The organism is Desulfosarcina alkanivorans (assembly GCF_009688945.1).
GTDB lineage: Bacteria > Desulfobacterota > Desulfobacteria > Desulfobacterales > Desulfosarcinaceae > Desulfosarcina > Desulfosarcina alkanivorans.
Genome location: NZ_AP021874.1, coordinates 3803150 through 3817359, shown reverse-complemented (window position 1 = coordinate 3817359; position 14210 = coordinate 3803150). Strand labels below are relative to the sequence as shown.

The 14210-nt window shown below is 61.1% G+C and carries 8 protein-coding genes; 3 read left to right on the top strand and 5 right to left on the bottom strand.

Annotation, left to right across the window (positions count from 1 at the left end; translation table 11 throughout):
• The first annotated feature begins 1 nt into the window (after position 1).
• The 3 genes from DSCA_RS16740 (at position 2) to DSCA_RS16730 (ending at position 5551) form a co-directional block, all read left to right on the top strand.
• The gene (locus DSCA_RS16740) at positions 2 to 1306 is read left to right on the top strand and encodes an anaerobic C4-dicarboxylate transporter (protein WP_155317510.1); all 1305 of its coding nucleotides are present in this window, start codon (positions 2 to 4) and stop codon (positions 1304 to 1306) included.
• Positions 1307 to 1326: 20 nt separating this feature from the next.
• Positions 1327 to 3189 carry an aspartate ammonia-lyase gene (aspA, locus tag DSCA_RS16735; protein WP_155317509.1) on the top strand — a complete coding sequence of 621 codons (1863 nt, stop codon included), beginning with the start codon at positions 1327 to 1329 and terminating at the stop codon, positions 3187 to 3189.
• A gap of 115 nt (positions 3190 to 3304) precedes the next feature.
• On the top strand, positions 3305 to 5551 hold the full coding sequence (locus DSCA_RS16730; RefSeq protein ID WP_155317508.1) for a carbohydrate-binding family V/XII: 2247 nt from the start codon (positions 3305 to 3307) through the stop codon (positions 5549 to 5551).
• Between the two features lie 89 nt (positions 5552 to 5640).
• Here the strand turns inward: DSCA_RS16730 and DSCA_RS16725 are convergent, their stop codons facing one another.
• From DSCA_RS16725 to DSCA_RS16705, 5 genes are all read right to left on the bottom strand, one after another.
• Complete coding sequence (locus DSCA_RS16725) at positions 5641 to 8031, bottom strand: TolC family protein (protein ID WP_155317507.1); 2391 nt, start codon at positions 8029 to 8031, stop codon at positions 5641 to 5643.
• Positions 8032 to 8079: 48 nt separating this feature from the next.
• Positions 8080 to 11238, bottom strand: a complete 3159-nt coding sequence (locus DSCA_RS16720) for an efflux RND transporter permease subunit (RefSeq protein ID WP_155317506.1) — start codon at positions 11236 to 11238, stop codon at positions 8080 to 8082.
• A gap of 190 nt (positions 11239 to 11428) precedes the next feature.
• The gene (locus DSCA_RS16715; RefSeq protein WP_167527821.1) at positions 11429 to 12451 is read right to left on the bottom strand and encodes an efflux RND transporter periplasmic adaptor subunit; all 1023 of its coding nucleotides are present in this window, start codon (positions 12449 to 12451) and stop codon (positions 11429 to 11431) included.
• A 289-nt stretch (positions 12452 to 12740) separates the two neighbouring features.
• Positions 12741 to 12923, bottom strand: a complete 183-nt coding sequence (locus tag DSCA_RS16710; RefSeq protein ID WP_155317504.1) for a hypothetical protein — start codon at positions 12921 to 12923, stop codon at positions 12741 to 12743.
• Entirely contained in the window at positions 12923 to 14173 is a 1251-nt protein-coding gene (locus tag DSCA_RS16705; protein ID WP_155317503.1) for a formate/nitrite family transporter, read from the bottom strand. Before DSCA_RS16705 ends, DSCA_RS16710 begins: the two co-directional genes overlap by 1 nt.
• Between the last annotated feature and the right edge of the window lie 37 nt (positions 14174 to 14210).

The window sequence follows — 14210 nt, the reverse complement described above, 5'->3', positions numbered from 1 at the left end:
TATGTGGCTTGTCGAATTGTTGGTCGTATTGCTTTTTATCTGGCTGGGCGCGCGCCTGGGGAGCATCGGCATCGGGTTTGCCGGCGGCTTCGGCGTACTGGTGCTGGCCTTTGTTTTCGGCATCAAACCGGGCAGCATCCCGGTAGATGTCATTCTGATCATCATGTCGGTGATTGCCGCCATTGCAGCCATGCAGGTGGCCGGCGGGCTGGATTTCATGGTCCAGCTGGCAGAAAAGGTGCTTCGCAGCAATCCCAAGTATATCACCTTCATGGCACCGGTGGTGACCTATACCATGACCATGTTTGCCGGGACCGGGCTGACGGCGTTCTCCACCCTGCCGGTGATTGCCGAGGTGGCCAAGGAGACCGGCGTGCGTCCGTCCCGGCCGCTGGCCATTGCCACAGTGGCGTCCCAGATCGCCATTACCGCATCGCCCATATCGGCGGCGGTGATTTTTTTCGCCAGTGAACTGGAAAAGGTCGGGGTCAGCTACGTCCAGTTGCTGCTGATCAGCATCCCCAGCACGTTTCAGGCCGTCATGATGGCCGCCGTGGTCACCAATTTCCTGGGAAAGGAACTCAAAGACGACCCGGTCTACCAGGATCGACTGGCCAGGGGCCTGGTCTCGACATCATCCGACTCCCGGCAGGGGGAAATGAAGCCCGGCGCCAGAATGTCCGTCCTGATTTTCCTGATGGGGTTGATCGCTGTGGTTTCCTACGCCACCGCCATCAGCGGCAACGTCGGGCTGATCAAAGATCCGGTGCTGCCAAGAGATCATGCCATCATGACCATCATGCTCACCGTGGCCTCCTTCATCGCCTTGGTCTGCAGGATCAACACCAGCGACGTCCTCAATGCCGCCACCTTCAAGTCCGGAATGAGCGCCTGCGTCTGTGTCCTGGGCGTGGCCTGGCTGGGCACCACTTTCGTTTCCGCCCACATCGAGGAGATCAACGTTTTCGCCGGTTCCCTGCTGGAGGCCAAACCCTGGCTGCTGGCGGTGGTGCTCTTTTTTGCCGCCATGCTGCTCTATTCCCAGGCGGCCACCACGCGGGCCCTGATGCCGGCGGCCCTGGCCCTGGGCATCAGCCCGGTGGCCGCCATCGCCTCCTTCGGTGCGGTGGGATCCCTGTTCGTGCTGCCCACCTATCCGACCCTGCTGGCGGCGGTGGAATTTGACGACACCGGGTCAACGCGCATCGGCAGGTATGTATTCGATCACCCCTTCCTGATCCCGGGCGTCACGGCCATCGCCCTGTCCGTGGTGATCGGGTTTATGATTGCCCCGATCATTCTTTAGCTTAAAAGGAGGTCGATCCCATGATCAGACTCAACGAGGTATTGAAGAGAGCATCCAAAAAAATGGGTGTGGCCCGCACCGACCTGGAAGATTTTTTTAAACGCGGCGAGCAGGTGATCTATGCGGCCGAGGACTGGCTGTTTCACGAATCCACCCCCCGGCAGTGGGCCGGGCTGGTCGTCGATGGCGACGTGACCATCGTTCGTGGCCTGCACGGTTCCACCCGGCATCTGGCCGTTCTGACCCCCGGTGCCCTGATATCGGAAGGTGCTTTTCTGGAGGATGAGGCCCATGCCACAGGAGCCTTTACCCGAAACGGGGCCACGGTCTGGCAGATCTCCCAGGCGGCCCTGGCCGCCTTTCGGGAGGAAAAGCCGGACCAGTTCTATCGCATCGTCGCCCGGGTGGCCGCGGGAATCAGCGACCGGCTGCGCATGGCCGCCGAACGGGTCACCGGGGCCGGGCCGGCGCAGCTGATCGGCGATTTTCGGACCGAGCACGATTCACTGGGGGAAAGAGAACTGCCCGACGAGGTCTATTACGGGGTGCAGACCCTGCGGGCCATGGAAAACTTTGCCATCTCCGGTGTGTTCGTCAAGAATTTCGAGCACATGATCGAAGCCCTCGCTTTTGTCAAGAAGGCAGCGGCCCAGGCCAACTGTGAACTGGGGGTGCTGGACGACGCCAGAATGAAGGCCATCTGCGAGGCATGCGATGAACTGCTGGACGGCCGGCTGCACGACCAGTTCACCGTGGACATGTTCCAGGGCGGCGCCGGCACCTCCACCAACATGATGGCCAACGAGGTGATCGCCAACCGCGGGCTGGAGATCATGGGATACTGGAAGGGGGCATACGAGCACCTGCATCCCAACGACCACGTCAACTGCAGCCAGTCCACCAACGATGCCTATCCAACGGCGATCAAGCTGGCCGTGCTGCTGTCACTCAAGGATCTGCTGGGCGCCATGGACGAACTGAAGGTGGCCCTGGAGACCAAGGCGGAGGCGTTTGCCGATGTGCTCAAGATGGGGCGCACGGAAAACCAGGATGCGGTGCCCATGACCCTTGGCCAGGAGTTTTCGGCCTATGCGGTCATGATCGAGAGCGCCGCCGAGGCCCTCAAGCGCACCGAGGACGAATTTCACAACATCAACATGGGCGCCACGGCCATCGGTACCGGCATCAACAGCCCGCCCGGATACGCAGACCGGGTGACGCTTAAATTGTCCGAGGTCAGCGGCTTCGCGTTGCGCCGGGCCCGCAACCTGGTGGAGGCCACCCAGAACGCCGGGGCCTTTGCCCAGATGTCGGCCACCATGAAGCGGGCGGCGGTGCAGATATCCAAGATCTGCAACGACCTGCGCTGGATGTCTTCCGGCCCGCGATGCGGGTTGAACGAGATCAACCTGCCGGCCATGCAGCCGGGGTCGTCGATCATGCCGGGCAAGGTCAACCCGGTGATTCCCGAATTGGTCAACCAGGTCTGCTACCAGGTGATCGGCTACGATGCCGTGGTCTCCATGGCCGCCGAGGCCAGCGAACTGGAGTTGTGCATGGCCGAGCCCATCATCGCCTACGACCTGCTGCACGGCATGCTGATTTTAAAAAACGCCTGCATCACCCTGACCAGCCGCTGCATCGCAGGCATCGAGGCCAACCGCGAGGTCTGCCGCAGTTACGTTGAGAATTCCATCGGCCTGGTCACCGCCCTGGTTCCGGTGATCGGCTATGAGAAATCCGCCGCCATCGCCAAGGAGGCGCTGAAAACCGGGGGCAGCGTCTACCACCTGGTGCTGGAAAAGGGCTGGCTGACCCAGGAGCGCCTGGACGACATGCTGCGGCCGGAGAACATGACCGACCCCCGGGAAATCCCCAAATGACCATATCCATGCCGGAGACGGGCGGGTATCCTTCAAACCTTTCGGTGGTTTCCCCGTCCGGTCCGGTTGCCCTGGGAACAACCTCACAACCTGAACTGTTCACGGCAGGAGAATCATGTTGCGTCTGAAATGGGTCACATTCCCGGGACTTGTTTTTATTCTTTTTCTGGCATTTTCCCCGTTGCCCGCCCGTTCGGCCGACCTCGGCGTGGGGGATGAGCCGGGGTGGCCCCGGGAGATCAAGGTCCCCGAAGGGACGATTGTCATTTATCAGCCCCAGATCGAAAAATTTGAAGGAGACCGCTTGGCGTCGCGGTTTGCGGCATCGGTCCAGACCCCCAAAATGGCGGAGCCCGTATTCGGCGCTGTCTGGACAAAGGCCCGCGTGGAGACCGACCGGGATGCGCGCATCGTCAGGCTGGTATCCCTGGAAACCGTCCGTTCGCGGTTTCCCAACGCCACGGATGAAGAGGCGGCCGCCTTTGCCGGGATTTTGAAAGCCCGTGTACCGCAGTGGAATTTGCCCATGTCCCTCGACCGGCTCCTTGCCGGCCTCGAAGTGGCTGAACAGCGCAAGGTCGTGGAAGGGCGGCTGGAGAACCGGCCACCGAGGATCATCCACGTCCAGCACCCGGCGATACTGGTTACGCTCGACGGGCAGCCGATTCTTCAGCCCATCGACAATTCAACGCTGATGGCGGTGGTCAACACGCCTTTTCCCATGGTTTTCAGCCCGGCCGATAAATCCTATTACCTCATGGGCGATGACACCTGGTATCGGGCCAGCGCCGTCACTGACCAATGGGAGCAGGCTGCCGATCCGCCGGAAGCGGTGGCCGGTATCCGGCCGGAGCGACCGGACGGGGGGGCGTTGCCCGGCATCGCTTCCGATCTGGAGGTTATCGGCGCCACGGAACCCACCGAGCTCATATCCACCGACGGGCCGCCCCGGATGACCCCGTTTCCCGGCAACGACCTGATGTTTGTGGAAAACACCACCAGCGATATCGTCTACGAGGTGGATACCGGCCGTTATTTTCTGCTGATATCCGGCCGCTGGTACCGGGCCGGGAAACTGGCCGGCCCCTGGTCCCATGTACTGCCGAGCCGTCTGCCGAAAAGCTTTGCACAGATTCCGGCTGACTCGCAAAAAGGGGACCTGCGAGCCAGCATTCCCGGTACCGTCGAAGCCAGGGAGGCCGTGCTCGATGCCCAGGTGCCGGAAACCACGGTTGTCATACGGTCGGAGGCGGCCCTCGAGGTGGTCTACGATGGTGCCCCCGAATTTGAAGGCATCAAGGGGACGAGAATCGACTATGCCGTGAACACGGCCACTCCGGTGATACGGGTGGCGGGGACGTACTACGCCGTGGACAATGGCGTGTGGTATGTGTCGGCAGCCCCCAGGGGCCCCTGGACCGTTGCAGACAGCGTTCCGGCTTCGGTTCAGGAGATTCCGCCGTCCAGCCCCGTTTACCACGTCAAATATGTCTATGTGTATGATTCCACGCCCGAAGTGGTTTATGTGGGTTACACGCCCGGATACACCGGCTGTTACGTTCATCACGGGGTCGTGGTGTACGGAACGGGTTACCGGTATCACCCCTGGTATCGCCACGACTACTACCCGCGGCCGGTGACATGGGGCTACAGCGTAAGATACAGCTCCTACTACGGCTGGAGTTTCGGGGTCGCTTTTTCCAACGGGCCGTTCACCTTTTATTTCGGCTACGGCTGGGGGGTCCCGTATTACCGCGGCTGGTGGGGGCCGCCCCGATACCGTCCCCCCTACTACCGGCCCCCGCACCACCGTCCTCCGCCACACCGGCCGCCCGAGCCTACGCATCCCATCGCCAAACCACCGGGGGAGCGACCACCCGGTGGGGGCGGACCGTCCGGCGGCCGTCCCGTAAATCTTCCCAGCGGTGGCAGCCTGTATGACCGGGTGCCCGGCCGCGAGGGTGGCGATCGGTCCCGCCCGGCCACCCGGGAGGTGAAAGGCACGCGCCCCGCGGGGCGGCCGGCCAACCTGCCCAACAACGTGTATACCGACAGGGAGGGCAATATTTTTCGCCGCACCGGCAGCGGGTGGGAGCAGCGCCAGGGAACCCAGTGGACACGACCCGGCGGAGACAGGACCGCCGGATCGCCGGACCGCCCGGCCACGCAACTATCCGGGCCGGCCGTTCAGCCCGCCCGGCAGCCGGCAGGCAGTGTGCAGAATGACCGGCAGCGCAACCTTCAGCGTGATGCCAATTCCCGGAGCCGGGGCCAGCAGCGGACCCAGCAGTATCAGCGATCCCGCCAGCGCCAGCCGAGCCGCAGCGGAGCTGGCCGGGGCGGGGGCGGCAGGCGCCGCTGATTCAACGCTGTCGATCGGTCCCGCCACATGCAGGCTTGCCGCCCCTCATGAAATGGGCGCGGGGAAGGCGTCGGATGCATGCGGGACCGTCAGCCCTGTCTGGCCATCTTTTCCTCATCGCTTACATATTGATTCAACCGATCCATCCACGCATCCAGTTCTTTTTCCGGGGCAAAGAGAAAGAAGCTGCCGGTACTGCGTTGCACGGCCATGAGGTCGATGAGAAAATCGTAAACGGCATTGGCGGCCTGCTGGTTGGCCACCAGGGCCTGGTTCTGGGCGTCAATCAGGTCGATGATGGATTTGATGCCGCGAACATAGGAATCGGTCACCAGGGTCAGATTGCGACCGGCCGCATCGGCGGCGTCTTTAGAGAGCCGGATGCCGGGGTAGGAGGCCCGGATCAGGTGAACCGCGTTGAGAATGCGTGCCTCGATGCGGTTGGCGATATTGTCCCGGTCATAGCGGAGCTTCGACAGTTCTTCCCGTGACCGACTGAGCGCGGCGCGCCTGCCGCCTCCGGTGTACAGGGGCAGGGACGCCTGGACGCCGGCCGTCCAGTCCGTATCGTTTTTGCCTGACAGCTGGAGACTGCCGATGGATGGGGGGGCAGATCCCTCACCCCCTTCGGAGAACCTTTCGGTGACATCCCCAAAAAGGGACACCGTAGGCACCCAGAATTCTCTTTTTGCCAGGGTGATGCTGCGCTCCTGAGCTGCCATGGCCGCCTCGATCTGCTTCAGCTCCGGTGATGCCGCGAGCCCTTCCGCCACCAGAAAGTCCCTCAGGATCCGAATTTCCATGGGGTTGTTCATGTAATCCGTCAGCCGGTGATCCGGCAGAATGCTCATGGGGTCGCGGTAGTCGGCCTCCTCGGGGGCAAACATCTCCCTGAGGGGGCGATTGAGAATATTATTCATTGCGCTGATGGTGTCCAGGGCGATGGACTGGGCCGTCAGGACGTTTCGCCGGCTGTCGGCAATCTGGCTTTCCCAGCGATACACCTCCTCGGGGCCGCCGGCGCCGATGTCCACGCGGATGCGCGCCCGTTCCAGGTTCTCACGGGTCAGCTTCAGGTTCTCTTTCTGAATCCGTTCGATGCTCCTGGCGCGCAGCACGTTGAGGTAGGCACTGGCGGCGGCCTGAACGATGTCCAGCCGAACGGCATCGCGCCCCTGCTCACGGGAGGTCTGCAGTTCTCTCTCGATGGTATACCCGGCCCAGGCCTTGTCCGAATAGACCAGTTGGGTGGCCTGCAGGGAGCCGGTCCACAGGCGCTCGGGCTGGGCTCCGAAAGAGGCCTGTGCCCGGTCGTCATCGATAATCGAGGCCTGGGTGGAAACGCCCACCTGGGGCAGCAGCGGTGACCGTGCTTCCTCCACCTGGGCCGCGCCGGCTTCCACCGTTCGATTGGCGGCGGCCAGGTCAAGGTTGGCCGCCAGGGCCTCCTGCATGGCCATGACGATGTTCAGCCGCCGTTGATCCACCGCGGACGCGTCGTCCAGCAGGTCCGCCTCGGCAAGGACCCCCCAGTTCGGGTAGATGCCAATGGCGCGGGCGGTAGCCATGTTGATGGCCAGTTTCTCGCCCACGGCAAAGGCGGTGGACAGGTCGCCGGGATTGGTGCCGTCAAGGGTTTCCTGGACATTGATGGCCACGCTGCGGGCCAGGTGCAAAAAGGTGTCCTCGGGGGTGGTGCTGACCAGGACCCCCTTTTCCACATCGCATCGTCCCCTCAAGGAGAAGCTGGGAAGCCGGCGCTGGTTGATACCGGCCACCAGCTTCCGGAATTCCGCGTCGGGCAAACGGGGTATCAGCGTAAGCAGCACGGCATCGCTGTCAGCGGGAATGTCCGCCAGGGCCTGTTCTCCGGATTCGGTCACGGGGACCACGGTGACATCCATGGTAAACTCGTTGGACATCCGTCGGGCGATGGTGTTCAGCTGGGGGATGGCCTCGCGCAGGAAGCCGTCCGCAACCAGGGCCAGGCGGGAAAACGGCGTGATCTCCCGAAAGGTCTGGATTGCCCGGTTGAAATCGGAAAAGATGCTGATATAGTTCAGGTTCGGCACGCCACTGGTGCCTGCCTCGACGGGGAGTCCCTGAAGCCTGGCGTCCACCACATAGGCGGCGAAAACCGGTTTGCTGAAGTTGCGGCGCCGGCAGACTTCATGGGCGGACGCCCCGCCAAGGACCAGCACCATGTCCACGCCGGCGGACGCCAGCAGCCGATCCAGGGCCCGGTTGATCTGCCGCATATTCCATTCCCCGCTGGCCTGCGCATGGGCCGGGAATACCACGGTATGGGCGCCTCGGGTCATACTGTCGATTTCATGGAAAAAAAGATCCCTGATCACTGGAAATTGCGGCGAGTCACCGTCATATACCACGCCGATTCGAACGGTTTTTGCCTGGACGACGGAAGCGAGGATAACGGCCAGGCCGATCAATCCCAAAACGAGTGCCAATCGGCGTTTCATACGCAACTCCTGTGTGCATGTTGGTTAACGATATCCCGGCCCTGATCTTCAATTGTCCGGTTCGCAGGGAATCTTGAAGAAGGCGGTATACAGCGTCGGGACAAAAACCAGGGTCAGAAGGCTGGCGAATCCCAGGCCGAAGACAATGGTGACCGCCATGGAGATGAAAAAGGCATCCTGGAACAGCGGAATCATGCCCATCATGGTGGTCAGGGCCGCCAGCATGACCGGCCGCATCCTGCTGACCCCCGAGTCCACCACGGCATGAAAGGGCGCCTTGCCATCACGGATCTCCAGGTCGATCTGGTCGATGAGCACGATGGCGTTCTTGATCAGCATGCCGGACAGGCTCATCAGCCCCAAAAGGGCCATGAAACCGAACGGCTGGCCGAGCAGCAGCAGACCGGCGGTAACGCCGATCAGGGACAGGGGAACCGTCAGCCAGATGATCAGCGGCTGCCGGAAGGCGTTGAACAGGCATATCACCGTCAGGATCATCAGGCCGAAGAAAATGGGAATGTAATCTCCCAGTTTGCGCTGGGCGTCGGCGCTGTCTTCGGCCTCCCCGGACCAGGCCATGAAATAGCCGGGCATGTCCTTGAGCGGAATGATGTCGTCGTACTTCACCTTGATGGTCTCGGCGGTGTATTGTTCCGGGGCGACCGCTTTGCCCAGGTAGGCCTCGGTATCCACACCCAGGGCCTGTTCGATTTTGGGTTTCAGGCGGGCGAACAGCTGGGAAGGCAGCTGTGTACGGGCATCGCAGTGCATTTTGATCATGCTGCGACGCTGGCGCCTGGAAATGCGCGCGTTTTCCGAACGCGTCTCGAACCCGTCAATCACCTGGCTCAAGGGGACGTTGCGGTTCGCCATGGGGCTGTAAACCTGGATGTCACGCATGTTCTCCATGGTGCTGCGTTCGCCGGCGGGCGCCCGGGCAATGATGGGGATCAGTTCGATCCCTTCCCGGTAGACGCCGGTCGTCGTCCCCGAAAAGTTGGACTGGATGGCCTGGGCGATCATGGGGCGGTCGATTCCCTGGCGCCGGGCGCGGTCTTCGGCAATGACCGGTTGAACCACCTTGACGGGTGCGCCCCATTCGCTGCGCAGGGCCTTGGTCTCCGGATCGGCCTCCATGATGGCCATGGCCTTGTCGGCCAGGCCTCTTAACACGACCGGATCCGGGCCGTTGATGCGCAGCTGGATTTTTCCGCCGGCACCGGGTCCCAGGGCGAACTTCTTCACATTGACGGTGACGTCCGGCATCATCCGTTCCAGGTCGTTTTGCATCCTGGTGTAAATCTGCTCGATCACTTCGAAGTCGGTCACCCCCACAAGAATGCTGCAGTAGTGAGGTCCCGCGTCCACCGGAACATCATAGGTGAGCAGAAACCGCGAGTGTCCCGAGCCGATGGCCGAGGCAATGTCCGTGACCCCTTCCAACTCCCTCAGGTAGGCCTCCATGCGGGCCACCCCCGCCTCCGTTTCGCGGATGTGGTTGCCTTCCCGGAACTGGCATTCCACCATGATCTGGGGACGCGTGGACGGCGGAAAAAACATGTTGTCCACATACCCGAAACCGAAAATGGCCATGGCGAACATGCCGGCCACCACGGCGATGGTCACCCAGCGAAACCGGATCGCGGTGATGAGAAGCCGGCGATACACCTGGTAGAATCTGCCGCCATAGGGATCGGCTGCCTTGCCGGCACTGCTGCCCCCGGCCTTTTTGCTGAGGACGAACAGTTTGGTCGCCAGCGGCGTGGTGGTCACGGCGGTCAGCCAGCTCAGGGACAAGGATATGAGAATCACGTAGTACAGGGACCGGCAGTATTCCCCGGTACTGTTCTGCATGCTGCCGATGGCGGCGAAGGCCAGCACGGCCACGGCGGTGGCGCCCAGCAGGGGAATCGAATTTTGCCCCACCACCTCCTTGGCGGCCTGCATGCCGTCCATGCCCTGCTCCATGCGCACCTTCATGCCGTCCACCACCACGATGGCGTTGTCCACCAGCATGCCCAGGGCGATGATCAGGGCGCCCAGGGAAATGCGCTCCAGGGCGATGGCGTAATAGTCCATCAACACGAACGTGGCCGCGATGGTGAGCACCAGGATGAACCCGATGATCAGGCCGCTGCGCAGCCCCATGAAAAACAGCAGCACCACGATGACGATCAGAACGGCCTCCACCAGGTTGATCACGAATCCGTTGACCGCCTCGGTGACGGCATCGGACTGCATGGCGATCACACCCAGCTCCATGCCCACCGGTATCTGGGGCATCAGCTGCCCGATGCGGGCCTTGACCGCGTCGCCCATGGTGACGGCATTGCCGCCCTGCACCGTGGAAATGGCAATCCCGATGGCGGGCTTGCTGTTGAAGCGCAGGATGGCCCTCGGCGGATCCACGTAATCACGCCGGATGTCGGCCACATCCTTCAGGTAGATCAGCTTGCCTCCCCGGCTGGCAATGAACAGCTCCCCGAAATCTTCTGCGGACTTGAAAATACCCGTGGGAAAGATAGGGATATATTCGCTGCCGATTCTGATTTTACCCGAATCGACAGGCAGGTTCTTGGCGCTCAGGGCGTTGAAGATCTCCTGGCGCGTGATTCCCAGGGCCGCCATTTTTTCGCGGGACATCGCCACGTAGATGGCCTCGGTCTGCTCACCGAAAAAAACGACCTTTTTGACGTCCACAACCGTCAGCAGCTCCCTTTTGAGCAGTTCGGCGACCTCTTTGAGTTCGGCATACGAGTATCCGTCTCCGGTCAGGGCGAAATAGACGCCGTAGACGTCCCCGAAATCGTCGTTGATGATCGAGGGACCGGCGCCCGGGGGCAGCTGCCCCTGAACGTCATAAATCTTGCGGCGCATTTCGTCCCACACCTGGGGCAGGGTCGTTTTGTCGAAGCTGTCCTGGATGGTGACCTTGACGGTCGATAACCCGCGGGAGGAGTAGGATTCGATGCGGCGGAGCTGACCCAGTTCCTGAACCGCCTTTTCGATCTTTTCGGTCACCTCCTTTTCGACCTCGTCGGGTGAAGCGCCGGGATATGGCGTGACGACCACGGCATCCTTGATGACGAATTCGGGGTCTTCCAGCCGGCTCAGGTTCCGGTAGGCCAGGTAGCCGAGGAGCAGCAAGACCACGGTCAGGGTCCAGGTGACGATATTCTTGCGGATAGAGAACTCAGCGATATTCATTGCCGGCAATCCTTATCTTGTGTCTGTCCGGAAACAGGAAAATGGGGCTGAGATCAAGGTATGCGGTTAATCTGTGCCGCCCCGCCTGGATCACGGGCTGTCCCCCAGGCATGTGGTTGATGTGCCGATGAAAAAATCGTACGTCCAACGCAGATATCGTGCTGATTGGCCATTTATGGGTGGACGCGATCTACTCTTTCCATATGCTGACCTGCATGCCCTCTTTCAGCTTGGTGACCCCGGAGGTCACGATTTTCTCTCCTCCGGAAAGGCCTTCGAGGATGACAATGTCCTCGGATCCGGTCATCTCGCCGACCCGGACGCCTTTTTTACTCACGGTCATCTGACTTTCGAGCACCCACACGTAGGGCTTTTGGTCTGCACCCTCCGTTACGGCAATGGCGGGGATGACGATGCGGGCGGCCGAGCAGCCGATTCCGGCCTGCTTGCCGGTTACCGTTGCCGTCATGCCGGGCAGCACGTTGATTCCTTCAGGCCGGTCCATGACCAGTACCACCTGGTAGGTCTGGGTTTGGGGATCGGCCTCGGTGGAAAACTCCTTGAGCTCGAGGGGGAACTGTCTATCGGGCGCCGCCGAAAACGTCGCCGTGGCTTCGATTTCTTCACCCTGCCGGAGCGTGGCCACGACCGTCTCGGGTGCATCCACGAGGACTTCGATCCTGGAAAGGTCCTGAAAGAAAACGATGGGCTGCTTGGCCTGCACTTCCTGGAAGTTCTCCACATAGCGCTTGGCCACGATGCCATCAAACGGTGCTTTCAGGTAGGTGTCTTTCAGGGCATTCTGCGCGTCTTCCAACTGGGCGGCGGCCACATCGCGGGAGGCCTTGTAGCGGTCGAACTCGGCCTTGGACACCTGTTTGCGCACATACAGCTCCTTGTAGCGGTCGTACTGGCGATCGGCTTCGATGGCCCGGGCCTTGGCCTGGTCGAGGGTGATCTTGAAATCCCGTGGCAGGATGCGGGCGAGCAGCTGTCCCTTTTTGACTTCCTGGCCTTCTTCCACGGGCAGTTCCACCAAGGGGCCGGGGACCTTGAAGGAGAGATCCACCCGCCGGTTGGCCCGTGTTTTTCCGGGATAGGTCATGGTGGTGCCGCCGCCGCCGCCTTTGACGGTGATGACTTTTACCGGGCGGACGACTTCTTTCGGGGCGGGTTCCTCCTTTTTGCCGCAGCCGCAAACAAGAAAAAACATTAACGCCGTGGCAGCGGTCCTGAGAAACCAATGCCTTGTTGGGAACCGGTCAGACAGTTCTGCGACGACTGGAGTCCGTTTCATGGGCAAGACCTCTGGGTGATGGTTGTATGGAAAATGGATTGGCAAACAAGGGTGAAAGGTGGTCGGCCTTATCAACCAGATCACCTGACATTAACCGAAAAGACTCGTTAAAACAACCCTTTAATGCATGCGATGCGCCGTTAAAGGACGGGCCTTGTATGATTGGAACATTCGTGCTTGGCCCTGGTTCCACAAGGCGCCTGCATCAGGGGGTCAACCGGTATGAGCGGCTGGGAGGTGCGGCTCCGGCCATTTCATCCAGCCTGTCCTTCAGGGCATTGAATGCGTCAAACCCGCGGGTGCCCGGGATGGCGTCTCCCATGGCAGCTCGAAAACCGGTCAGGCAGAAGGTGATGATGAATTTGTTCTGGGGCACGGTCACATTCATTATTCCGAGGACCTCAGGTACGCTCCCCAGTAGCCCATGCCCACAAAAACGACGCCACCGATGGTGTTACCGATGGTAACCGGGACAAGGTTTTTCAGAAAAAAGGCGCTCCAGGTGAGGGTGGTCAAATCGACGCCTTCGGGCGCCAGACCGGCCCATCGGGAGAGGAAGATGCCGGCCGGGATAAAATACATATTGGCCACGCAGTGCTCGAATCCGATGGCCACGAATCCCATGATGGGGAAGAATATGGCAAAAATTTTACTGACCGTCTGTCGTGCGGCCAATGCCATCCAGACCGCCAGGCAGACCATCCAGTTACAGCCGATGGCCCGCACAAACGCCTCGCCCAGATGCAGGTTGACCTTGGCGTGGGCCGTTTTCACCGCGACCGCCCCCAGCGCGTCGCCCCCCGCTTTCCAGAGCCCGGAGTAATAGAAGAGCAGCGCCAGCAGAATCGAACCTAAGAAATTGGCCGCATAAACGAGCCCCCATTTGGCCAGGACCTTCTGCCAGGTCACCCTTCCGGTCATGACGCTGGAGACCATGAGCGTGTTGCCGGTGAACAGTTCCGCACCGGCGATGACCACCAGCATGAGACCGAGGCTGAACGTGGCGCCGGTGACCAGCTTCTTCAAACCCGTTCCCAGGTCCGCCGGCATGTCGAAGGTTACCGAAGCGGAAAAAAGCCCGCCGAATCCGATGTAGGCGCCGGCCATCACCCCCAACACAAACAGGGAGAACCACGGCGATGTCGCTTTGACGACCCCCACGGTTTCGGCCACGGTTTCGGCAATGGTTTTGGGTACTTTATCGTCCACGCTCTGGGTCGGAAACTTGCCCAGTATTTTCTCAAATCGTCCCATTACCTTTTTCTCCCGGTCCAATTTGCCGGCAATCGCCTTTTTGACGGTCGCCGCGATCTCCTCCGGGGTGAACGGTTTGGCCAGGTAATCCATGGCGCCGCGTTTCATGGCTTCCGTCGCCCGGCCAACGGAAGGATAACCGCTGATCATCACGACCGCCGATTCGGGTGCATCCGTTTCCAGCCGTGCCACGACATTCATGCCGTCGAGTTCCGGCATGTGCCAGTCGCAAAGGATAACCGTGTATTCGTTGTGTTTCGCCAGCTCAAGCCCCTCTACCGGGTTGGTGGTCGTGGTCACTGCAAATCCTTCTTCGGTGAATATGCGCTGACATGATGTCAGAACGGCGGTGTCGTCGTCGATGATCAACATGCTTGGTTTCATTTTGCGGCTCCTTCCTGGGGTATGGTTGCTTTCCGGG

Excerpts from the sequence above, each read along its gene's own strand:
- DSCA_RS16740 (WP_155317510.1), top strand. The coding sequence starts at position 2 with ATGTGGCTTGTCGAATTGTTGGTCGTATTGCTTTTTATCTGGCTGGGC.
- aspA (WP_155317509.1), top strand. The coding sequence starts at position 1,327 with ATGATCAGACTCAACGAGGTATTGAAGAGAGCATCCAAAAAAATGGGT.
- DSCA_RS16730 (WP_155317508.1), top strand. The coding sequence starts at position 3,305 with ATGTTGCGTCTGAAATGGGTCACATTCCCGGGACTTGTTTTTATTCTT.
- DSCA_RS16725 (WP_155317507.1), bottom strand. The coding sequence starts at position 8,031 with ATGAAACGCCGATTGGCACTCGTTTTGGGATTGATCGGCCTGGCCGTT.
- DSCA_RS16720 (WP_155317506.1), bottom strand. The coding sequence starts at position 11,238 with ATGAATATCGCTGAGTTCTCTATCCGCAAGAATATCGTCACCTGGACC.
- DSCA_RS16715 (WP_167527821.1), bottom strand. The coding sequence starts at position 12,451 with ATGTTTTTTCTTGTTTGCGGCTGCGGCAAAAAGGAGGAACCCGCCCCG.
- DSCA_RS16710 (WP_155317504.1), bottom strand. The coding sequence starts at position 12,923 with ATGAATGTGACCGTGCCCCAGAACAAATTCATCATCACCTTCTGCCTG.
- DSCA_RS16705 (WP_155317503.1), bottom strand. The coding sequence starts at position 14,173 with ATGAAACCAAGCATGTTGATCATCGACGACGACACCGCCGTTCTGACA.